The organism is Conyzicola lurida, from assembly GCF_014204935.1.
In the GTDB taxonomy this organism is placed as follows: Bacteria; Actinomycetota; Actinomycetes; order Actinomycetales; family Microbacteriaceae; genus Conyzicola; species Conyzicola lurida.
In genome coordinates, this window is sequence record NZ_JACHMJ010000001.1 from 2,921,899 (window position 1) to 2,943,199 (window position 21,301).

23 protein-coding genes and 1 tRNA gene are annotated in these 21,301 nt (G+C 66.3%); 6 read left to right on the forward strand and 18 right to left on the reverse strand.

What is annotated here, in order from left to right; genetic code table 11:
* Positions 1-62 precede the first annotated feature (62 nt).
* On the forward strand, positions 63-737 hold the full coding sequence (locus HD599_RS14225; protein WP_184238710.1) for a thioredoxin-like domain-containing protein: 675 nt from the start codon (positions 63-65) through the stop codon (positions 735-737).
* Positions 715-1,392: a DUF305 domain-containing protein gene (locus HD599_RS14230; RefSeq protein WP_184238712.1), complete on the forward strand. Its 678-nt coding sequence runs from the start codon at positions 715-717 to the stop codon at positions 1,390-1,392. The genes HD599_RS14225 and HD599_RS14230 overlap by 23 nt, the downstream gene beginning before the upstream one ends.
* Positions 1,393-1,395: 3 nt before the next feature.
* Here the strand turns inward: HD599_RS14230 and HD599_RS14235 are convergent, their stop codons facing one another.
* The 9 genes from HD599_RS14235 to HD599_RS14275 form a co-directional block, all read right to left on the reverse strand.
* Positions 1,396-3,240, reverse strand: a complete 1,845-nt coding sequence (locus HD599_RS14235; protein WP_184238714.1) for an ABC transporter ATP-binding protein — start codon at positions 3,238-3,240, stop codon at positions 1,396-1,398.
* A 78-nt stretch (positions 3,241-3,318) separates the two neighbouring features.
* Positions 3,319-4,293 carry a carbohydrate ABC transporter permease gene (locus tag HD599_RS14240; protein ID WP_184238716.1) on the reverse strand — a complete coding sequence of 325 codons (975 nt, stop codon included), beginning with the start codon at positions 4,291-4,293 and terminating at the stop codon, positions 3,319-3,321.
* Positions 4,290-5,420, reverse strand: coding sequence for a carbohydrate ABC transporter permease (locus HD599_RS14245; protein WP_184238717.1), 1,131 nt, complete (start codon positions 5,418-5,420; stop codon positions 4,290-4,292). The genes HD599_RS14240 and HD599_RS14245 overlap by 4 nt, the downstream gene beginning before the upstream one ends.
* A 109-nt stretch (positions 5,421-5,529) precedes the next feature.
* Complete coding sequence (locus HD599_RS14250; protein WP_184238719.1) at positions 5,530-6,876, reverse strand: ABC transporter substrate-binding protein; 1,347 nt, start codon at positions 6,874-6,876, stop codon at positions 5,530-5,532.
* 304 nt (positions 6,877-7,180) lie between these two features.
* The gene (rplL, locus tag HD599_RS14255; RefSeq protein ID WP_184238721.1) at positions 7,181-7,564 is read right to left on the reverse strand and encodes a 50S ribosomal protein L7/L12; all 384 of its coding nucleotides are present in this window, start codon (positions 7,562-7,564) and stop codon (positions 7,181-7,183) included.
* Positions 7,565-7,616: 52 nt separating this feature from the next.
* Positions 7,617-8,132 (reverse strand): 50S ribosomal protein L10, encoded by a 516-nt coding sequence (rplJ, locus tag HD599_RS14260; protein ID WP_184238723.1) that lies wholly within the window; start codon positions 8,130-8,132, stop codon positions 7,617-7,619.
* A gap of 268 nt (positions 8,133-8,400) precedes the next feature.
* The gene (locus tag HD599_RS14265) at positions 8,401-9,240 is read right to left on the reverse strand and encodes an NAD-dependent epimerase/dehydratase family protein (protein WP_184238726.1); all 840 of its coding nucleotides are present in this window, start codon (positions 9,238-9,240) and stop codon (positions 8,401-8,403) included.
* A gap of 32 nt (positions 9,241-9,272) precedes the next feature.
* Positions 9,273-10,724 (reverse strand): sensor histidine kinase, encoded by a 1,452-nt coding sequence (locus HD599_RS14270; protein WP_184238728.1) that lies wholly within the window; start codon positions 10,722-10,724, stop codon positions 9,273-9,275.
* Positions 10,724-11,488: a response regulator transcription factor gene (locus HD599_RS14275; protein WP_184238730.1), complete on the reverse strand. Its 765-nt coding sequence runs from the start codon at positions 11,486-11,488 to the stop codon at positions 10,724-10,726. Before HD599_RS14275 ends, HD599_RS14270 begins: the two co-directional genes overlap by 1 nt.
* A gap of 102 nt (positions 11,489-11,590) precedes the next feature.
* Between HD599_RS14275 and HD599_RS14280 the strand changes: the two genes are divergently transcribed.
* Positions 11,591-12,193: a YqaJ viral recombinase family protein gene (locus tag HD599_RS14280; protein ID WP_184240638.1), complete on the forward strand. Its 603-nt coding sequence runs from the start codon at positions 11,591-11,593 to the stop codon at positions 12,191-12,193.
* 6 nt (positions 12,194-12,199) lie between these two features.
* On the opposite strand, the gene HD599_RS14285 is transcribed toward HD599_RS14280, so the two are convergent.
* Complete coding sequence (locus HD599_RS14285; RefSeq protein ID WP_184238732.1) at positions 12,200-12,691, reverse strand: GNAT family N-acetyltransferase; 492 nt, start codon at positions 12,689-12,691, stop codon at positions 12,200-12,202.
* A gap of 46 nt (positions 12,692-12,737) precedes the next feature.
* Positions 12,738-13,346, reverse strand: a complete 609-nt coding sequence (locus HD599_RS14290) for an NUDIX domain-containing protein (protein ID WP_184238734.1) — start codon at positions 13,344-13,346, stop codon at positions 12,738-12,740.
* Positions 13,347-13,506: 160 nt separating this feature from the next.
* On the opposite strand from HD599_RS14290, the gene HD599_RS14295 reads away from it, so the two are divergent.
* A complete protein-coding gene (locus HD599_RS14295) occupies positions 13,507-14,463 on the forward strand; it encodes an NADP-dependent oxidoreductase (RefSeq protein ID WP_184240639.1) in 957 nt (318 codons plus the stop codon).
* A gap of 63 nt (positions 14,464-14,526) precedes the next feature.
* Here the strand turns inward: HD599_RS14295 and HD599_RS14300 are convergent, their stop codons facing one another.
* The 6 genes from HD599_RS14300 to HD599_RS14325 all read right to left on the reverse strand — a co-directional run bounded on the left by HD599_RS14300 (position 14,527) and on the right by HD599_RS14325 (position 17,863).
* Positions 14,527-15,057 (reverse strand): GNAT family N-acetyltransferase, encoded by a 531-nt coding sequence (locus HD599_RS14300; RefSeq protein ID WP_184238736.1) that lies wholly within the window; start codon positions 15,055-15,057, stop codon positions 14,527-14,529.
* Between the two features lie 66 nt (positions 15,058-15,123).
* Positions 15,124-15,813: a 50S ribosomal protein L1 gene (rplA, locus tag HD599_RS14305; protein WP_184238738.1), complete on the reverse strand. Its 690-nt coding sequence runs from the start codon at positions 15,811-15,813 to the stop codon at positions 15,124-15,126.
* Positions 15,813-16,244 (reverse strand): 50S ribosomal protein L11, encoded by a 432-nt coding sequence (gene rplK / locus HD599_RS14310; RefSeq protein ID WP_184238740.1) that lies wholly within the window; start codon positions 16,242-16,244, stop codon positions 15,813-15,815. The genes rplA and rplK overlap by 1 nt, the downstream gene beginning before the upstream one ends.
* A gap of 119 nt (positions 16,245-16,363) precedes the next feature.
* The gene (gene nusG / locus HD599_RS14315) at positions 16,364-17,365 is read right to left on the reverse strand and encodes a transcription termination/antitermination protein NusG (RefSeq protein ID WP_184238742.1); all 1,002 of its coding nucleotides are present in this window, start codon (positions 17,363-17,365) and stop codon (positions 16,364-16,366) included.
* 58 nt (positions 17,366-17,423) lie between these two features.
* Positions 17,424-17,705: a preprotein translocase subunit SecE gene (gene secE, locus HD599_RS14320; protein WP_184238744.1), complete on the reverse strand. Its 282-nt coding sequence runs from the start codon at positions 17,703-17,705 to the stop codon at positions 17,424-17,426.
* 85 nt (positions 17,706-17,790) lie between these two features.
* Positions 17,791-17,863: transfer RNA gene (locus HD599_RS14325), tRNA-Trp, on the reverse strand.
* A 190-nt stretch (positions 17,864-18,053) separates the two neighbouring features.
* Here HD599_RS14325 and HD599_RS14330 point away from each other — a divergent pair.
* A complete protein-coding gene (locus HD599_RS14330; protein WP_184238746.1) occupies positions 18,054-19,268 on the forward strand; it encodes an aminotransferase class I/II-fold pyridoxal phosphate-dependent enzyme in 1,215 nt (404 codons plus the stop codon).
* Between the two features lie 424 nt (positions 19,269-19,692).
* On the forward strand, positions 19,693-20,448 hold the full coding sequence (locus HD599_RS18350; protein ID WP_184238748.1) for a DUF559 domain-containing protein: 756 nt from the start codon (positions 19,693-19,695) through the stop codon (positions 20,446-20,448).
* An 88-nt stretch (positions 20,449-20,536) separates the two neighbouring features.
* On the opposite strand, the gene HD599_RS14340 is transcribed toward HD599_RS18350, so the two are convergent.
* Positions 20,537-21,184, reverse strand: a complete 648-nt coding sequence (locus HD599_RS14340; protein ID WP_184238750.1) for a LuxR C-terminal-related transcriptional regulator — start codon at positions 21,182-21,184, stop codon at positions 20,537-20,539.
* Between the last annotated feature and the right edge of the window lie 117 nt (positions 21,185-21,301).

The window sequence follows — 21,301 nt, forward strand, 5'->3', positions numbered from 1 at the left end:
AGGGCATAATCATTGACGCAACAACCTTCCCTCTGCCGCCACCGAACGACAGGTACACAGCCATGGCCAGCAACAACCCCGCCAACCCCTCAGTCAAGGAGCAGCGCGAGGCAAAACGTGCCGCAAAGGTGGCGGTGCTGAAGAAGCAGCAGGCCAAGGAGAAGCGCAACCGTCGCATCGCGATCATCATCGGCAGCGTCGCGGCCGTCGCCGTCGTCGCCCTGATCATCTCGTTCGTGGTCGTCACCGCGAAGCCCGACGTCGACCCCGACGACATCGCGATCTCGGGCATCGAGACCTTCGACGATCTGCCTAACACCCATGTCACGACCGCGGTCGACTACGAGGCGACCTACGGCGCCACGCCGCCCGCCGGCGGCAACCACGCCGGTGCCTGGCTCAACTGCGGCGTCTACAGCGAAGAGCAGCAGAACGAGAACGCGGTGCACTCCCTCGAGCACGGCGCCGTCTGGGTCACCTACGACCCCGAGGCGCTGAGCGAGTCCGAGGTCCAGACCCTGCGCGACGCCATGCCGAGCACCTACACGATCCTCTCGCCGTACCCGGGCCTCCCCGCCCCCGTCGTCGCCTCCGGTTGGGGCGTGCAGGTGCAGCTCGACGGCGTCGACGACCCGCGCCTCGCCGACTTCATCACCAAGTACCGCCAGGCCGACACCGTCCCGGAGCCCGGCGCGGTCTGCACCGGCGCCATCGATGGACCCGGAAGAGTCTCCTAGCGGCGGCCGACGTCTGCGGCGCATCATCGCCGTGGTCGTCGCCTCCGTGCTCGTTATCGTCGCGGCGTTCGCCGCCGGCAGTCTTTCGGCTCCTGTCGTCAGTGCCCCCTCGACCACCAGCGTCGAGGCCGGATTCGCCCGCGACATGCAGACCCACCACGCGCAGGCCGTCGAGATGGCGCTCATCATCCGCGACAACACCGACGACGAAGAGATCCGCCTGCTCGCGTACGACATCGCCACGTCGCAGTCGCAGCAGAGCGGCCAGATGAACGGCTGGCTCGCCCTGTGGGACCTCCCGCAGACGGCGTCCGAACCGACGATGACATGGATGTCGCGGCCGCCGCTCACCGGCGGTGACGCCCACTCCGGCATGGGGATGACCGACGGCGAGACCGAGCACGAGCCCGGCGGCGTGATGCCCGGGATGGCGACCGAGGATCAGCTCGCAGAACTGCGGTCGCTCAGCGGCGTCGAGGCCGAGAAGCTCTTCCTGACCCTGATGATCGCGCACCACCGCGGCGGCGTCGAGATGGCCGATGCTGTGCTGGCCCGCAGCAAGGAACGCGTCGTGGTCAACCTAGCGACGGCGATGGCGAACGCGCAGACCGGCGAGATCGCCTACATGGAGGAACTGCTCGACTCCCGCCCGTAAGACCTAGGCGTTCTGGTCGAAGTACAGCTCCCAGTACTTGCCCTTCGCCGCAAGAAGTTCGGCGTGCGTGCCGCTCTCGGCGACCTCGCCCGCGACAACCACGAAGATGACGTCGGCGTCGACCACCGTCGACAGCCGGTGGGCGATCGCGATCGTCGTGCGTCCGCGCGACGCGGTGTCGAGGGCGTCCTGCACCACGCGCTCGGAGATCGAGTCGAGGGCGCTGGTCGCTTCATCCAGAATAAGAACTGCCGGGTCTTTCAACAGCACCCGGGCGATGGCGATGCGCTGCTTCTCACCGCCGCTCAGCCGGTAGCCACGCTCGCCCACGAGCGTGTCGTACCCGTCGGGGAACGACGAGATCGTCGAGTGGATGTTGGCCGCCGTCGCCGCGGCCACCAGTTCGTCGTCGGTCGCGTCCGGCTTCGCGTACCGCAGGTTGTCGGCGATCGACGCGTGGAACAGGTAGGTCTCCTGGCTCACGATGCCGATGTTCTGTACGAGCGACAGCTGCTTCAGGTCGCGCACGTCGTCGCCGGCGAACCGCACGGCGCCGCCCGACACGTCGTGCAGACGCGGGATCAGGTATGACACCGTCGTCTTGCCGGCACCCGACGGTCCGACGAAGGCGGCAAACTGGCCCGGCTCGATGCGGAAGGAGACTCCGCCGAGGGTGGCACGGCTGTCGGCCGAGGCGTCGGGGTAGCGGAACACGACGTCGTCGAACTCGACCAGCCCCAGCCCCTCGCGGTCGACGTCTTTCGCGTCGGCAGCGTCGGTGATCGCCGGGCGCAGGTCGAGGTACTCGAAGATGCGGGCGAACAGCGCCGACGAGGTCTGCAGGTCGAGGGCGACGCGCATCAGCCCGAGCAGCGGGAAGCTCAGCCGGGCCTGCACGGTGGTGAAGGCGACGATGGTGCCCGCGGTCACGGGCACGTCGCGGGTGATCAGCCAGGCGGCCGCCACGTAGACGACGGCCGGGATGACGGAGAGGAAGATGCCCACCATGGCGAAGAACCACTGGCCGCTCATCTGCTGGCGCACCTGCAGGCCGATCTGGTTCTGGTTCTCGCGGTCGTAGCGGTCGCTCTCGGCCTGCTGGCGGTTGAAGCTCTTCGCCAGCAGGATGCCCGAGACGCTCAGCGTCTCCTGCGTGATCGCCGTCATGTCGCTCAGCGACTCCTGCGTCTTGGTGGCGATGCGCGCCCGCACCTGGCCGACGCGGCGCTGCGCGAAGACGAGGATCGGCAACAGGACGACGGCGACGAGCGTGAGCTGCCAGCTCAACACGAGCATGCTGACGAGGGCCGCGAGCACCGTCACGGTGTTGCCGATCACGCTCGAGATCGTGTTGCTGAGCACTCCCGCGACCCCGCCGACGTCGTTCTGCAGCCGCGACTGGATGATGCCGGTCTTGGTACGGGTGAAGAACGCGAGTTCCATCGACTGCAGGTGGGTAAACAGCCGCACCCGCAGGGCGCCCATCACCTTGTTGCCGACGGTAGCGGTCAACCAGGTCTGCCAGACACCGAGGGCGGATGACGCGACCCAGATGAGAATCATGATGCCGACGATCTCGAGCAGAACGGGCATGTTCGGCCCGCCCTCGGGGAACAGCCCGAGGTCGAACGCCTGCTTGGTCAACAGCGGCGGCGCGACGCTGAGGGCCGCGCTCACCAGCACGAGCACGATCGTCACGATCAGGTCGCGCTTGTGCGGCGCGAACAGGGCGCCGATGCGGCCCAGCAGGTCGGGGATCTTCGGGGCCGCGGCGTTGACGGCCTTCTGCGCCGCGACGTCGCCGCCGCTCACCCGGTTTCCGTGACCGCCGCCGCGCATTCCACTCATTGCTTGAGCCTACGCGCGAAAGCGGGTCGAGCTTGTCGAAACCCAGACGGGGTTTCGACAAGCTCAATCCGCTGGAAACTACCCCTTCGTCGACCCCGCCAGCAGGCCGCGCACGAAGAAGCGCTGCAGCGCGAAGAACACGATGAGCGGCACGAGGATCGAGATGAACGCGCCGGCCGTGAGCAGGTTCCAGTCCTGGCCTCTGGCGCCGGTGATCTCGGCGAGCAGTTTGGTCATCGGGGCGACCGCGCCGTCGGCGAAGATCAGCGCGACGAGCAGGTCGTTCCACACCCAGAGGAACTGGAAGATGGCGAACGACGCGATCGCGGGCATGGTCAGCGGGAGGACGATCCGGAAGAAGATCTGACCTTGGCCCGCGCCATCCACTCTCGCTGCTTCGATCACTTCACGGGGAATCTCGGAAATGAAGTTGTGCAGCAGGAAGATCGCGAGCGGCAGGGCGAAGATCGTGTGGGCGATCCAGACCTGCGCGTAGGATCCGCCGGCGTTCAGGCCCGGGAAGATCTGCGTGCCGCCGATGGCGAACCCGCGCGAGAACAGGCTGAGCAGCGGCACGAGGGCCATCTGGATCGGCACGACCTGCAGCGCGAAGACGCCGATGAACAGCCAGTTCTTGCCGCGGAAGTCGATCCAGGCGAAGGCGTACGCGGCGAGGCTCGCGAAGACCAACGGGAAGATCGTCGCCGGGATGGTGATGGCGAGCGAGTTGATGAACGATCCGGCGAGATTGAGCGTGCTGTTTCCGGCTGCGAGAACGTCGGTGTAGTTGTCGAGCGTGAATCCGGGGTTCTGGAAGATCGTCCACCAGCCGGTGGTCGTGACGAGCCCTGCCGGACGGAACGACGAGATGAACAGGCCGAGGGTCGGCGTGGTCCAGAGCACGGCGATGATCAGCGACGCGATGGTCGCGCCGCGGCTGGTGAGCCGGCGCTTGGTGCGCTTGACCGGAGCTTCGACCTTCGCCTCGCCGGCCCTGAGCTGGCGGCGGGTTTCTGCGTCGACCGGCAGGTCGATCGGCTGGACGGCGCTCATCGGATCTCCCTCTGCTTCTTGATCTGTCTGGCGTTGTAGATGACGATCGGGAGCACCAGCAGGAACAGCACGACGGCGAACGCCGCCGACCTGCCCGACTCGAAGCTCTTGAACTGCGTGTACATCTCGTTGGCGATGACGCTGGTCTCGTTGGCGCCGGCGGTCATGGTGCGCACGATGTCGAAGACCTTGAGCGAGGCGATCGAGATCGTGGTGAGCACGACGACGAGCGAGGGTCGGATGCCGGGCACGGTGACGTTGACGAAGCGCTGCCAGGCGTTGGTGCCGTCGAGCTCCGCCGCCTCGATCTGCTCGGTCGGTACCCCCTTGATCGCCGCGGACAGCACGACCATGGCGAATCCGGTCTGGATCCAGATCAGCACCACGATGAGGAAGAACGTGTTCCACGGCGAGTTGGAGAGCCAGGAGACCGGCTCCCCGCCGAACCACACGACGAGCTGGTTGAGGAGTCCGATCTGGGGCTGGTCGGCCGGGCGGATCTCGTAGACGAAACGCCAGATGATGCTGGCGCCCACGAACGAGATGGCCATGGGCATGAAGACGAGCACTTTGAAGAACTTCTCGCCGCGGGACTTGTCGATGAACACCGCGTAGGCGAGACCGAAGGCGGTGGACAGCGTAGGCACGAAGAGCACCCAGACGATCGTGTTGATCACCGTACGCACGGCCGACGGCTGGGTGAACAACCAGATGAAGTTGTTGAAGCCGACGTAGGTTCCCCGGCCGCTGTAGAACGAGTCGAAGATCGTCTTGATCGACGGGTAGATCAGGCCGACGGCGAGGAGCAGGATCGCGGGGGCGAGGAACCCGACCAGCTGGAAGAGGTAGCCGCCGCCCTCCTTCGACCGGTAGTCGAGGATGAAGAAGACGCCGCCGATGACCGCGGCGACCGCGGCCGCCCACGCCACCGAACCGAGGGCGAGGAAGACGAGGAGGGGCGCGAGGATGCAGACGGCGAAACGGATGCCGGTATAGAGCTTTCCGGACCGGGGAGCGATCTCGATGAAGAAGAGGATGAGCGCGACCACGATGAGGAAGGCGATGATGACGAGCGGGATCTGCGCCAGCGGTGGGAGCTGCGCTATCCAGGCCAGGAAAGCGGACATTCGGGTCCTTTCGAGTACGGCGGTGGACTCGGAGACTGCACCGGTGCGGTGCTGCGGGGTGGGAATGGGGCCGGCCGACGAATCGGCCGGCCCCGGTGGTCACGCGGTGTTACTCAGACGGCCACGCGGCGTCGATCTGCGACAGGACCTCGTCGCTCGGCTTGCCGTTGATCCAGTCGACGATGCCCGTGAAGAACGCCGCCGATCCGACAGCGCCCGGCATGAGGTCGGAGGCGTCGAAACGGAAGGTCGTCTCGGGGTCCTGCAGGATCTTGATGGCCTCCTGCAGGATCGGGCTCTCGGCGCTCTCCGGGTCGAGTCCCGAGTTGGCGCTCAGCACGCCGCCGAGGGAGACGCGGCTGTTCGCCCATTCGGGGCTGGAGAGGTACTCGGTGACCTTGACGGTCTCCTCGTCGTTGGAGAACGCACCGACGATCTCACCGCCACCGACGACCGCGTTGCCGCCGGCCTCGATCGAGGGGGTCATGAAGGCCCAGATGTCGGCGTCCGGTCCGACCGTGGCGTTGCCGTTCTCGGGGTCCTGGATGAACCCGTCGTAGAACGACGCCTGGTGGTGCAGCGAGCACTCGCCGTTGCCGAGCACACGGGCGACGTCTTGGAACGTCGTCGTGTTGATCGACTCGACTCCGCCGTAGCCGGCGTTCACGTACTCCGGGTTGAGCAGGATCTCACCCACGGAGTCGAGAGCCGTCTGGATGGCCGGGTCGGTGAACGGGATGTCGTGGCTGACCCACTGGTCGTAGACCTCGGGACCGGCCTGGCGCAGGACGAGGTCTTCGACCCAGTCGGTGCCCGGCCAACCGGTAGCTGCCTCGGAGCCGAATCCGGCACACCACGGCGCTTTGCCCTTGGTCTCCGCCATCGTCTGCGTGAGAGTGAGCAGCTCGTCCCAGGTGGTGGGTTCGGTCCAGCCGTTCGCGGCGAACTCGGAGGGCGAGTACCAGACCCAGCCCTTGACGCTCGCCATGAGCGGAGCACCGTAGAGGGTGTCGCCCGTGGTGGCGTAGCCCGCCCAGTCTTCCGACCAGTACTCGGCGACGTTGTCGGCGACTTCCTGCGGAGCGGGCTGGATGTAATTACGGCTGGCGAGGTCGGACAGCAGGCCGGGCTGCGGGAAGATCGCGATGTCGGGCGCGCTGCCGCCCTGTGCGCGAATACCGATCTGCGCCTCGAACTCCTTGCTCGACTCGTACTTGATGTCGATGTCGTTCTCTTCTTCCCAGTCCGCCCAGGATTCTTCGAGCAGATCGGCCTCGGTGTCGGCGATGGTGCCGTAGACGGTCACGACTCCGTCGACGGTTCCGGCGTCGCCGGGACCTCCGCCGGAGGCTGAGCCGCCGTTGGTCTCGTCGACGGCGCATCCGGACAGTGCGAGACCGGCGATGGCGAAGACTGCCAGGGGGGCCGCGAGACGGCGATGCAGGATGGAACTCATATCTCTCCTCCTCATTGAGGGTTTCCGACTCGGCTGTGAGTCGACGATCGGGTTGCAAGGGCGTAGCGGCCCCCGTTCTGGGGAACCGCTTCGACATCAAGCTATGGCACTGCCGCAATCATTGCAAGCGCTTGGCACGTATCACTCACTTTTGCGGAATCGGTGGCGTGTAAGCGCTTGCACAACGGGGATGCGACCCCACGTCCGCGAGGGAGCGTGGCCACGGCCTGCGGCGGTTAACGAACAAGGGCACCGCTTCTCGAAAGAAGCGGTGCCCTTGTGGAGTCCCCTAGCGGGGACGGGACTACTTGAGCGTGACGGTGGCGCCAGCTTCTTCGAGCTGAGCCTTTGCCTTCTCGGCGGTCTCCTTGTTGACACCCTCGAGGACTGCGCCGGGGGCGCCGTCTACGACAGCCTTGGCCTCGCCGAGTCCGAGGCTCGTGAGCGCGCGGACCTCCTTGATGACCTGGATCTTCTTCTCGCCAGCCGACTCGAGGATGACGTCGAAGGAATCCTTCTCCTCGACCTCTTCGACGGCAGCAGCAGCGCCACCGGCAGCAGCAACTGCGACGGGAGCGGCGGCGGTGACCTCGAAGACCTCTTCGAACTTCTTGACGAACTCGCTGAGCTCAATGAGAGTCAGTTCCTTGAAGGCTTCGATGAGCTCTTCGCTTGACAGCTTTGCCATGATTTTCTCCTTGTGTGATTCTTAGTTCTACAAACCGCGGGTCAGGCTGTGCCTAGTTCGCGGACTCCTGCTTCTCACGCAGCGCCTCGACCGTGCGAACGGCCTTCGAGAGCGGAGCGTTGAAGAGATATGCCGCACCGAAGAGCGAAGCCTTGATTGCGCCGGCCATCTTGGCAAGCAGCACTTCACGGGATTCGAGGTCGGCGAGCTTCGCAACTTCTGCCGCGGTGAGCGAGTTACCGTCGAGGTAACCGCTCTTCACGACGAGCAGCGGGTTTGCCTTGGCAAAGTCGCGCAGAATCTTCGCAACGGCGACGGTGTCGCCGTGTACGAAAGCGATCGCGGACGGGCCGGTCAGTTCGTCGTCAAACGAAGTGATACCTGCCGCGTTGGCCGAGATCTTGGTCAGCGTGTTCTTTACCACGGCGTACGTTGCGTCTGCACTGAGTGACTTGCGCAGCGTCTTCAGCTGGGCAACAGTGAGACCGCGGTACTCGGTGAGCAGAACGGCGTTGGAGTTACGGAACTTGTCCGTAAGCTCGGCAACCGATGCTTCCTTGTTCGCCATGGCTCTCCTTAATTGATGATTGTCATTAGCGTCAGACCACGCGGAAAACTTGGGTATCTGTTAAAAACAGAAAGCCCCACGCAGTTGCGCGGAGCTTCGTCTCTTTCGAGAAGAACTTCGAACACCTGCGCTGGATTTATGGAATCGAACCCGTGAGGGCGCGAAACAACCTGCGGTCTTTGGCTTCCTACAGAGTAGCACACGGATTGGCCGGGATTTCGACAGGCTCAATCCGCCTCAGCGGGTTGAGCCTGTCGAAGCCAACGGCTCAGTCGCGCCAGCTGTGCTGCGGCTCGTAGCCCAGAACGCGACGCGCCTTCTCGATCGAGAGCAGGGTTTCGTTGGCGGCGACCTCGCGCGTGAGCTCGACGTCGGGGAACGCCGACGCCGCGAGCTCGGCGCTAGGGGTGCGCATCACCGTGTCCGCCGCCGCGATGATGAAGCGGTCGAAACCGGGGGCGGAGAGCTCGACGGCCCGGAGCACCGCCTGCGCGCCGTCGCGGGAGTCGATGTACCCGTAGGCGTTCCAGCGACGCAGACTGGCGTCATCCTGAAATGCTTCGAAGCCCGCGTAGTCGTTCTCGCTCATGACGTTGGAGAAGCGCAGCGCCGTGATGCTGAGCTGCGGGTCCCACCGCACGAGCTTCTGCGCGAGTTCCTCTTCGAGGTGCTTGACGACGGCGTACATCGACTCGGGGCGCGAGGGGTACTCCTCGTCGATGGGCAGGTAGGGCGGGTCGATGTCGAACGGGATACCGAGAAGGGTCTCGCTCGAGGCGTAGACGATGGTCTGGATTCCGGCGCGACGGGCGGCCTGGAACACGTTGAACGTCGCGTTCATGTTGTTGTGGAACGTGGCGGAGTCGGCCTGGATACCACCGGCCGGGATGGCGGCGAGGTGCACGATCGCGTCGGCGCCCTCGTGCCGGGAGTCGACGCCGAAGAACGCGTCGATCACCTGGCCGTAGTCGGTGAGGTCGACGCGGACGAATCCGTCGCCCCGCTCCCCCACCGCGTCGAGGTTGACGACGTCGTGGCCGGCCTCCGAGAGACCCGCGACGACCGCCGAACCGAGCTTGCCTGAACCGCCGGTGACGAGAATGCGCATGCGGCCAGTCTGTCAGGTGGATTTCGATAGGCTCAATCCGCTGTAAGGGGTAGCGCCACCGTGAATACCGTGCTCCCGGGCTCGCTCTGCACCGCGACCGTGCCGCCGTGCGCCTCCACGATCGCCGCGACTATCGCCAGGCCGAGGCCGGTGCTGCCGGCCGCGCGGGACCGCGAGCTGTCGCCCCGCGCGAAGCGCTCGAACGCCGACTCCCGCACCCGCTCGTCGATTCCCGGCCCGTTGTCGGAGATGCGAACCTCCGCGGTCGAACCGTTGAGAACGACGGATGCCACGACCCGCGTTCCCGCGGGGGTGTGCACCCGCGCGTTGGCGAGCAGGTTCGTCACCACCTGGTGCAGGCGGGCGGAATCCCCCGCGACCACCACTGCGGCGTCGGGCAGCTCGAGGATCCACTCGTGGTCGGGACCGGCCGCGTAGGCGTCGCTCACGGCATCGGTCATCAACTGGCTCAGGTCGACGGCGATGCTCTCGAGACTGCGCCCGTCGTCGAGCCGCGCGAGCAGCAGCAGGTCTTCGACGAGCGAGGTCATGCGGATCGACTCCGACTCCACGCGGCCGAGCGCGTGCACGACGTCGGCCGGCAGCTCGTGCCCGCCGCGGCGGGTGAGCTCGGCGTAGCCCCGGATCGACGCGAGCGGTGTGCGCAGCTCGTGGCTGGCGTCGGCGACGAAGGTGCGCACCTTCCTCTCGCTCGCCTCGCGGGCGGTGAGCGCGGACGAGATGTGCCCGAGCATGCGGTTGATCGCGGCGCCCACCTGCCCGACCTCGGTGCGCGGGTCGGCGTCCTCGTCGGGCACACGCACGGCCAGCGCGACCTCGCCGCGCTCGAGGGGCAGCTCGGAGACGTGGGCCGCGGTGGCGGCGACGCGCTCGAGAGGACGCAGGGCGACGCGCACGATCGCGGTACCGGCCGCGAAGGCCGCGATGAGCCCGGCCAGGGTGACGAGGGCGACGACGAGCAGCACCTGGTTCACGGTCGAGTGGACTTCGGCCAGCGACATCCCGATCAGAACGTCTTCGCCGGTGGCGGATTCCGTGAGCATAAACCGGTACTCGCCGAGGTCACCGCCGAGGTCGATGGTGACGGGGGTGTCGTAGACGGCGAGATCGGCGAGGTCGGCGTTCTGCTCGTCGGTGAGAGGGGTGACCTGCAGCTGGTCGCCGAGCACGTAGGCGGTGGCCTCGCCGTCGGTGACGGTGCCGGCGACGGTGCCGGGCGGCAGGCCGGCGAACGGGGCGATCGCGCCCGCGCCTCCTGGCGGCCGGCCGCCGCCCGGGCCCTCGGCGATGTTCTGGAAGCGGCTGCTGGCCGAGGTGACCTGGTCGTCGAGCTTGGTGACGAGGGAGTCGTTGAGGGTCAGCACACTCACGGTGCCGACGACGACGCTCACCGCGGCGAGCAGGGCGACGATGCCGAAGACGAGGCGCCGGCGCAGAGTCCAGCGCGGGCGCGGAAGGCGCATCAGTTCGCCGGCTTCAGCACGTAGCCGACGCCGCGCACCGTGTGGATCATCGGTTCGCCGAGCGAGTCGATCTTCTTGCGGAGGTAGGAGATGTAGAGCTCGACGACGCTGGACTTGCCGCCGAAGTCGTAGCTCCAGACCCGGTCGAGGATCTGGCTCTTGCTGAGCACGCGGCGCGGGTTGCGCATGAGGTAGCGCAACAGCTCGAACTCTGTCGCGGTGAGCTCGATCACGGTGTCGGCCCGGCGCACCTCGTAGGAGTCCTCGTCGAGGCTGAGGTCGCCGACGTTGAGGAACGAGTCGTCGCTCTCGCTGACGACGAGCGTCGAGCGCCGGATCAGGCCGCGCAGGCGGGCCACGAGCTCCTCGAGGCTGAACGGCTTGGTCACGTAGTCGTCGCCGCCGACGGTGAGCCCGACGATGCGGTCGTCGAGCGAGTCCTTCGCGGTGAGGAAGAGGATGGGGGTGTTGATGCCGTCGGATCGCAACCGGGTGAGCACCTGCAGGCCGTCGATGTCGGGGAGCATGATGTCGAGCACGATCACGTCGGGACGGAACTCCCGCGTGAGGGCCATCGCCGTGCGGCCGTCGGATGCGATCTTCACGTCCCACCCCTCGTAGCGCAGCGCCATCGAGAGCAGGTCGGTGAGCGAGTCCTCGTCGTCCACCACGACGACGCGGATGGGGGTGCCGTCGAGCCGGGTGAGGCGGGGCGGCTGCTGGGCCGTCGCGGTGTGGCGGGAGACGGGCTCTTCATTGGTCATGATTCCATTATTGGGAGTTTTCTATGCTTCCCCTGTGAGCGCTCAATCCCCGTCTGTCCGGCCGGGAGGAGGCACAATGGACTGGTGACTTCCGTGCAGCCGATGCTCTCCCTCTGGGACGAACCGGCGCCCGACCACCGCACCCGCGTGCTGGCGAATTCGACCGACCGTGTCGCCTGGCTGCGGGCCCGCAGTACGGGCGTGACGGCAACGGATGTCGCACGCCTCTCCAGCGTGAAGTCCTTGGCCTCGGTGGCCTTCGAGAAGATCAACGGCAGCTCGTTCGGCGGTAACGCCTACACCGACCACGGCAATACCCGGGAGCCGGAGATCGCGCGTTGGGTGAAGGCCAACCACGGCATCGACGCCAGCTCCGAGCTCTTCCACGCGCACGGCGAACGCGCGCACCTGGCCACCCCCGACGGCGTCGCGGTGATCGACGGCGCCGTCGTGCTCGCCGAGATCAAGACGACCTCGTCGCTGTGGAAGAGCATCCCGCGCTCGTACCTGCGTCAGATCTGGTGGCAGCAGTACGTACTGGGCGCCGACCGCACCCTGCTCGTCTGGGAGCAGCACCTCGACTTCGTGCCGGTGAACCCCGAGCCGACCTGCCGGTGGATCGAACGCGACGATAACGAGATCCACATGCTCATCGGGCTGGCCAACGAGCTGCTCGGCATGATGCGCCGCAGCGGACGCCGCTAGGGCGCGCTACCGCGCGAACCGCACCTCGTGGATCTCTTCGCCGAGGAACGGCTCGGTGTGCTCGGCCCCGTCGAGCGCGAAACCGTTGCGCTCGTAGAAGCGGTGCGCGCGCGGGCTGTCGCTCGCGACCCAGAGGAACGCGGGGCCGGGCTCGATGACCGCGTCGAACAGGCGCTGCCCGAGGCCCTGGCCGTGGAACTCGTCGCGGAGGTAGATGAAGTACAGCTCCCGCACGTCGGCCAGCTCGGCGTCGCGGCTCGGGCCGGCACCGGCGAAACCGACGATCTCGCCGTCGACGAGCACGGCCACCTGCGAGTACTCGGGACCGCGGTTGGCGTAGTGGGTCCACAGCTCGGCCATGCGCTTGGGCGACAGGTGGGTGAGCGCGGCCTCGCTCACCAGGCCGTCGTACGTCTCGTGCCAGCAGGCCGCTTGCACGCGGCCCAACTCCTCGGCGTCGACATCACGGACGGGGCGAACGACTACGTTGCTGCTCATGCTCCGACGGTAGACCTCCGCGGTGGAGCGCGCTATTGAGGCTGTGCTAACTCCTGAACGGCCCGCGCAGCACCGCCCACTGCAGCAGCATGATGGTCTTGCCGTCGACGATGCCGCCCGATTCGATCAGCTCGAGGGCGGCGTCGATGTCGAGCTCGACGAGGGTGATGTGCTCGCCCTCGTGCGCGAGTCCGCCGCCGTCGTGCTCGCGCGTCTCGGCGTCGTAGGGCGCTGCGTAGAAGTGCACGCGCTCGGTCACCGATCCCGGGCTCATGTAGGCGTCGAAGACGTGCGTGACCTCGCCGACCCGATGGCCCGTCTCCTCGACGGCCTCGCGGCGGATAGCGGTCTCGGGATCGTCGTCGTCGAGCAGCCCCGCGGCCGTCTCGAGCAGCACGCCGTCGGGGTGTCCGTTGATGTACGCGGGGTACCGGAACTGGCTGGTCAACAGCACGGTGCGACGAGCGACGTCGTAGAGGAGGATCGTCGCGCCGTTGCCGCGGTCGTAGGTTTCGCGGGATTGTGTCGTCCACGCGCCATCCGGACCCTGTATGTCGAAGGTGGTGGAATGCAGCCGGTACCAGTCGTCGCTGAGCAGGCGAATTTCCTTCACCCGGACGCGGGGATTGCTGCTCGGAGGTGTCTCGGCGGGCATCAGCGACGGCTCGTTTCCTGCAGAAGGAATCTCATAATCACGACGATACCCACGCATGCAGTGTTAGCACCAAGGTGACGTGTCCGTAACAACGCGGAATCATTCATCGGCTTCACTGGTGTGAAAGCACCACGGCGGGAAGGCCAGAACGATGACGACGATGCAAGCCATCCTGATGGAAGGCTCCGGCGGCCCTGAAGTTCTCACCTGCGGAACGGTCGAGATGCCCGTCACCGTGAACTCCGAGTTCCTCGTCAAGGTCGTGGCGGCGGGTGTGAACCCGATCGACGCGAAGACGCGGGCCGGTCGCGGAGTCACCCCGGCCATCGACTCCTACCCCGTCGTGATCGGCAACGACTTCAGCGGCGTCGTCGTCTCGACACCCTACGAGGGCCACCCGATCAAGGTCGGCGACGAGGTCTACGGCATGACCGGGTTCCCGCGCTACGGCGGAAGCTACGCCGAGTACGTGGCGGTCTCGAGCCTGAGTATCGCGCGCAAGCCGAAAGCGCTCTCGCACGTCGAAGCGGCCGGGGTGCCGCTCGCCGCCCTCACCGCCTGGGGCATGGTGGTCGAGGTCGCGAAGGCACACGAGGGACAGCGCATCCTGATCCACGCCGGCGCCGGCGGAGTCGGCCACTTCGCCGTGCAGTTCGCGCGCTTCTTCGGCGCCTACGTCATCGCCACCGGCTCGACCCGCAACCTCGGCTGGCTCAAGGAACTCGGCGCCAACGAGACCGTCGACTACACGAGCGAGAATTTCGACGAGGTCATCGACACCGTCGACGTCGTGATCGACCTGGTCGGCAACGTCTACGACGACACCGGGACGCGCTCGCTGAGCGTCGTGCGCCACGGCGGGCTCGTCATCAACGCCCCGACCGGCAGCTGGCCCACGTTCCTCGACGATGCCGCCGAAGCCGGCCTGCGCGCCACGAGCTACAAGGTCGCCCCCGACGGCACCAACCTCGCCGTCATCTCGCGGCTGCTCGAATCGGGCGACGTGCGGGTCTTCGTCGACCAGGTCTTCGAGATGGATGCCGCGGCCGACGCCCATCGCTCGCTCGAGACCGGGCACACGAGGGGCAAGATCGTGCTGAAGGTCAGCGACTACTAGGTCTGTGACGGGTCGGGATTGTCGGAACCCGGACTGCTATGGGTTTCGACGGGCTCAACCCGCCTAGAGCACGCGCTCGCGCACGTAGTCGTCTTCGAGGTTCTCGCCGACCAGGAAGTGCTTGACGCCGACCTGCACGAATCCGTTCTTGTCGTAGAAGCGGTTCGCCCGCGCGTTCTCCTGGTTCACCCCGAGCCACATCGCGGCGGCACCCCTGGCACGCGCGGCGTCGAGCGTCGCCTCCATGAGCGCGGCGGAAGCTCCCGTGCCGTGGGCCTCGGCGAGCAGGTAGAACTTGCTCAGCTCGATCGACGGCCGCACCGTGAGCGCGGCGGCGACGTCGGCGTCGCCCGTTTCCGCGTCCACCGACATCGTGTAGCCGACGGGAGCGCCGTCCGCCTCCACGATCAGGATGTCGCGGGCGGGGTCGGCCAGGTACCCGGCGAAGCTCGCCTCGCCGAGGTGCTGGGCGATGAACGCGGCGATCGCCTCGGGCGTCGTGTGCGGCGGGCAGGCCAGCGGGAAGGTCACCGCTGCCAGCTGCGCGAGGGCGGACGCGTCATCCGGCCCTGCCTGTCGAATTGAAACGACCATGTCGCGACCTTTCGGGGGTACAGAAAAGGGCCCGCCGAAGCGGACCCTTTTCAGTAACGGACTTTTTTAGAGAACGTTGATGTCGAGCGGGATGCCAGGACCGAAGGTCGTCGAAACGGTGCCCTTGGTGATGTAGCGGCCCTTGGAGCTCGACGGCTTGGAACGGACGATCTCGTCGAGAGCTGCCTTGATGTTCTCGGCGAGCTGCTCTTCGGTGAAGGATGCCTTGCCGGCGACGAAGTGCACGTTGGAGTGCTTGTCGACGCGGAACTCGATCTTTCCACCCTTGATCTCGGAGACAGCCTTGGCCGTGTCCATGGTGACGGTGCCGGTCTTCGGGTTCGGCATAAGACCACGCGGGCCCAGGACCTTTCCGAGGCGGCCGACCTGGCCCATGAGCTCGGGCGTCGACACGGCGGCGTCGAATCCGACGTAGCCAGCGGCGACCTTCTCGATGAGCTCGGCTCCACCGACCTCGTCGGCGCCGGCAGCGATTGCCGCCTCAGCCGCGGGGCCCGTTGCGAACACGATGACGCGGGCGGTCTTACCGGTTCCGTGAGGAAGGATGACCGTTCCGCGGACCATCTGGTCTGCCTTGCGGGGGTCGACACCGAGCTTGAGGGCGACCTCAACCGTGGAGTCGAACTTTGCGGAGCCCGTGGTGCGCGCGACCGAAACGGCCTCGCTCGGGGTGTAGAACTTGCCGTCTTCGATCTTCTCGGCGGCGGCGCGGTAAGCCTTGGATTTCGTAGCCATTATGCGTCCACCGTGATTCCCATAGAGCGAGCGGTGCCCGCGATGATCTTCTCTGCGCCTTCGATGTCGTTGGCGTTGAGGTCGGCCATCTTCTGCTCGGCGATGGCGCGAACCTGCTCGCGCGTGAGCTTGGCGACCTTGACGGTGTGCGGCGTGGACGAACCCTTGGCAACACCGGCAGCCTTCTTGATGAGCTCGGCGGCGGGCGGGGTCTTGAGGATGAACGTGAACGAACGGTCCTCGTAGACGGTGATCTCGACGGGGATGACGTTTCCACGCTGGGATTCGGTCGCAGCGTTGTACGCCTTGCAGAACTCCATGATGTTCACGCCGTGCTGGCCCAGTGCAGGGCCGATAGGCGGCGCGGGGTTCGCGGCGCCGGCCTGGATCTGAAGCTTAATCAGACCCGTGACCTTCTTTTTCGATGCCATTGTTTTTCCTTTTCTGTTCGAACTGCCCTCGCGGGCTGTTCTCCCGCAACTCCGGCCATTCCGGGATGCGGTGGTTCAGGTGCTCGCCGTACGTGTCGCCCGGAGGGCGGACCATATGACTAGAGCTTGGTGACCTGGTCGAAGCTGAGCTCGACCGGGGTCTCGCGCTCGAAGAGGGAGACGAGCACGGTGAGTTTGCCGCTCTCGGGCTTGATCTCGCTGATCGAACCGGGGAGGCCCGCGAACGAACCTTCCTTGATCGTGATGGTCTCGCCGATCTCGAAGTCGATCTCCGCGGGAATCGAGCGGGCGGTGTTCTTGCCCTTGCCCGGAGCCTGCTTCGACGGTGCTTCCACGATCTGGACGAGACCCTTGAGCATCTCGAACGCCTCGTTGAAGCGCAGCGGCGTCGGGTTGTGGGCGTTGCCCACGAAGCCGGTCACGCCGGGGGTGTGACGGACGACGCTCCACGAGTCCTCGTTGAGGTCCATACGCACGAGCACGTATCCGGGGATACGCACGCGGGTGACGAGCTTGCGCTGGCCGTTCTTGATCTCGACGACGTCTTCCATCGGGACCTCGACCTGGAAGATCGAGTCTTCGACGGTCATGGAGATCTTGCGGTTCTCGATGTTCTGCTTGACGCGCTTCTCGAAGCCGGCGTAGGAGTGGATGACGAACCACTTGCCGGGGAGCGACTTCAGCTCGGTGCGGAACTCCTCGTAGGGGTCGACCTCGACCGGGTCGCCGTTGTCGTCCAGCTCGGGGCCGTCGTAGGGGGGAACGTCGAGTTCTTCGTTCGCGGCCTCTTCGGCTTCGATGTCGGCCTCGTCCTCGGCGGCGGCCACGGAAGCGTCCGCCTCGTCGACGGAGTCGATCTCGAGGGCGTCGTCGACGATCGCGTCGGCTTCGGGGTCGATGGCTGCGTCGAGTGCCTCGAGGAGTCCGGCGAGGTCGCCCTCTTCGTCTTCGTCGCTCTCGACGTGCAGTGCTTCGTGCTCGGCGGCGTCTACGGAATTCTCGTCAGCAGCCAGCGAGTTGCCCTCCTGGGCTTCGTCGTCCTCAGAGGACTGCTCTGCAGCGGTCGCGAGGTCGATATCGTCGCGGTGATTCTCAGACACTGAATTCCATTCCATTCCTTGGTGTGAAACCGGAAGACCCGGCCACGGTGTGCTGCTTCTACGTGATGAGATCGCCATCGCCGAAGATGTAGTTGACGGCGAGTGAGAACACCCAGTCAAGACCTCCGACGAGAGCCATCATGATGACGACGAATACCAGCACGACGAGGGTGTAGCTCACGAGCTCTTTGCGAGTCGGAGTGACAACCTTCTTCAGTTCGTTGACAACCTGTCGGATAAACAGCGTGAAACGACCGAACGGGCTGCGCTTTACGGCGCTGTCCTTCCGGGCATTCGCAACGACGTCCTCGCTGGGCTCGTCGGCAATTTTTCTAGCCACTGTTACTACCTTCCGACAGTCGTCCAGTTGACACTGTGCCGTTGTGGTGCTCGGCACCCCGTACCGATATGTACGAGGACACCTGCAGGGCGGACAGGACTTGAACCTGCAACCTGCGGTTTTGGAGACCGCTGCTCTACCAATTGAGCCACCGCCCTTTGCGTGCCCTGTCTCAGGCACACGTCTTTCACCACACAAAACTCACAGGCTGGAATGCCAGAAGATGGCGCGCAAAAGCTTGGCAGAATTACTACCTCGACCAGTGTAAGGCATTTCGCCGAAAGACACATCTTCCGACCACCGGCCGCGGGCATCCTCGGGAGAATGCCTCCCGCCTAGACTAGCCGGGTGGCCACATTTCCTCGAATCTCCCGGCGCATCGGCGCCATTGCCGAATCCGCAACCCTGAAGGTCGACGCGAAAGCGAAGGCGCTGCAGGCCGAGGGCCGCAAGGTCATCAGCTACGCGGCCGGCGAGCCCGATTTCGCCACCCCGTCGTTCATCGTGGATGCGGCATCCGCCGCCGTTCTCGACCCCAAGAACTACCGCTACACGCCGGCCGTCGGCCTGCCCGAACTGCGCGAGGCGATCGCGGCGAAGACGCTGCGCGACAGCGGCCTCGAGGTCAGCGCGGCGCAGGTCGTCGTGACCAACGGCGGCAAGCAGGCCGTGTACCAGGCGTTCGCGACGCTGCTCGACCCGGGCGACGAGGTGCTGCTGCCCGCCCCGTATTGGACCACCTACCCCGAGGCGATCAAGCTCGCCGGCGGCGTTCCCGTCGAGGTGTTCGCGGGCAGCGACCAGGGTTACCTGGTGACCGTCGAGCAGCTCGAGGCCGCCCGCACCCCGCAGACCAAGGTGCTGCTCTTCGTCTCGCCGTCGAACCCGACTGGAGCCGTGTACACCCCGGCCGAAACCGCCGCCATTGGCGAGTGGGCGCTGGCCAATGGCATCTGGGTGGTTACGGACGAGATCTACCAGAACCTCACCTACTCGTCGTCGCCTTCCGAGGCGCCCCGGGCGATCTCGATCGTCGAGGCCGTGCCCGCCCTCGCCGACACGACGATCCTCGTCAACGGTGTGGCGAAGACCTATGCGATGACCGGATGGCGGGTGGGCTGGATGGTCGGCCCCCTGGATGCCATGAAGGCCGCCGGCAACCTCCAGTCGCACCTGTCGTCGAACGTGTCGAACATCTCGCAGCGTGCCGCGCTGGCCGCGCTCACCGGCCCGCAGGACGAGGTCGAGACGATGCGCCAAGCGTTCGACCGCCGTCGCCGCCTCATCGTCTCCGAGCTGAACAAGATCGACGGCGTCATCTGCCCGACGCCCGAGGGCGCGTTCTACGTCTACCCCGACGTCACCGGCCTGTTGAACCGGTCGTGGGGCGGGGTCACCCCGACCACGTCGCTCGAACTCGCGGACCTCATCCTCGACCAGGCCGAGGTCGCCGTGGTTCCCGGCGAGGCGTTCGGGCCCTCTGGCTACCTGCGCCTGTCGTATGCGCTCGGCGACGAGCCGCTGCTCGAGGGCGTGAAGCGGCTGCAGCGACTGTTCGCGTAGGGTGGCGGCGGCCCTGCGCCGCTTTCGCCCGCTCGCGCTTGCCTTCGCTCGCTCGCCCGCTTTCGCCCGCTTGCGCCCGCTTTCGCCCGCTTGCGCCCGCTTTCGCCCGCTCGTGCCCACTTTCGCCCGCTCGCGCCCGCTTGCGCCCGCTTTCGCCCGCTCGTGCTTCGAGAGTGGCGGCAAAATGCCCTGCCGGGACGTGCGGAAGAGCATTTTGCCGCCGATGACGCCGCCAGTGGATAACTTGCGCGGCCCGTAGGCCGTCGATGCGACACTCGGCCGCATGCAGCCACGTGTCCCGTTACCTGAACCGCTCGGATCTGGCCCGTTCTCCGTCGCCGATGCGCTGAGGCGGGGCGTCGGTCCCGGCAGACTTCGAGGCAGCGATCTTCAGCGCCCCTTCCACGGCGTGCGGGACCCGGGCGTGAACACCGACATCCTGTCGCGCTGCCGCGCCTACCGACACGTAATGAACCCGCGAGCGTTCTTCTGCTCGGTGACCGCCGCGGTCGTCTTGCACGTACCTCTGCCCGCCCGGTTGCAACATTCGCCAGAGCTCCACGTGGCCGTGCCCACTCCGACTCGCGCCCCCGAGGGCAGGGGTATCCACGGGCACAGTGTGACTCTGATCGGGAGCGACGTCGAAGAATGGAGCGGCCTACCCGTCAGTTCGCCCGAACGCCTCTGGTGCGAGCTTTCGTCGGTTCTGACACTCACGCAAATCGTCGCCGCTGGCGACTATCTCGTGTCGCGCAATCTCCCGTTCACCACCATCGAACGATTGGCCGAGGCGTCTGCGCGGTTCCCGGGGCGGGCAGGGTCACGGCTCCGGGCCGAGAGCCTGCCGCTGCTCGACACCGGGTCGGAGTCCCCCATGGAATCCGAGCTTCGCGTGATCGTGATCATGGCGAATATCCCCGGATTCGTGGCGAACCTGTGGATCACCGTGCCTGGAGCGCGGTACCGCGGAGATCTGGTGTTTCCCCACAAGAAAGTCATCGTGGAGTATCAGAGCGAGTACCACTTCGATCCGGTGCAACGCCGCCGGGACATGACTCGCATCGACCGTCTGCAAGCTGCAGGCTGGCACGTGATGCAAGTGAATCTCGACGACCTCAACCACCCCGAAGAACTGGTTGCGCGCATCAGGAGGGTTCTCGACTCGCGCCCCACGGTGTGATCGGCGGCAAAATGCTGTTCCGGGCTGTGTGGGAGAGCATTTTGCCGCCGTTGTGGGGGTGGGGCCGGGGCGCGGCTGGGGGAGGGTGTCAGAGCAGCTTGCGCTCCAGCGCCCACGCGGTCAGCTCGTACCGTGACGAGAGCTGCAGCTTGCGCAGCACCGCCGAGACGTGTGTTTCGACCGTCTTGATCGAGATGAAGAGGTCCGTCGCCACCTCCTTGTACGCGTAGCCGCGTGCGATGAGCCGCATGACCTCGCGCTCGCGGGCGCTCAGCCGATCGAGCTCGTCGTCGGACGCCGCCTGCTCCCCCGCCACGGCACCGAACGCGTCGAGCACGAAGCCGGCGAGGCGCGGCGAGAACACGGCGTCTCCCCCGGCGACGGCGGCGACCGCGCGGGAGACCTCGGCCCCCGACGACCCCTTCGTGATGTAACCCCGGGCACCCGCGCGGATCACTCCGACGACGTCCTCCGCCGAGTCCGAGACCGACAGCGCCAAGAAGCGAACGCCGTCGAGCAGCGTGGCCGAGCGGCGCAGCACCTCGGCGCCTCCCCCGCCTGCTCCCCCGGGAAGGTGCACGTCGAGCAGCACGACCTCCGGCCGCAGAGACGCAATCAGCTCGACGGCCTCGTCCACGGTCGCGGCCTCTCCGAGCACGGTCACCGACGCGTCGAGGTCGGCCCGCAACCCGGAGCGGAAGATCGAATGGTCGTCGACGATGAGCACGGTAGTCATGCGAAATCTCCTGAATTTCCGAAGGGTGCGGGGCCGCGGCGGTAGTTAGGTCCTGAATTTCCGAAGGAGGCTGGAAGGACGCGGGCGTTGATAAGTCCTGAATTTCCGAACGTCGGC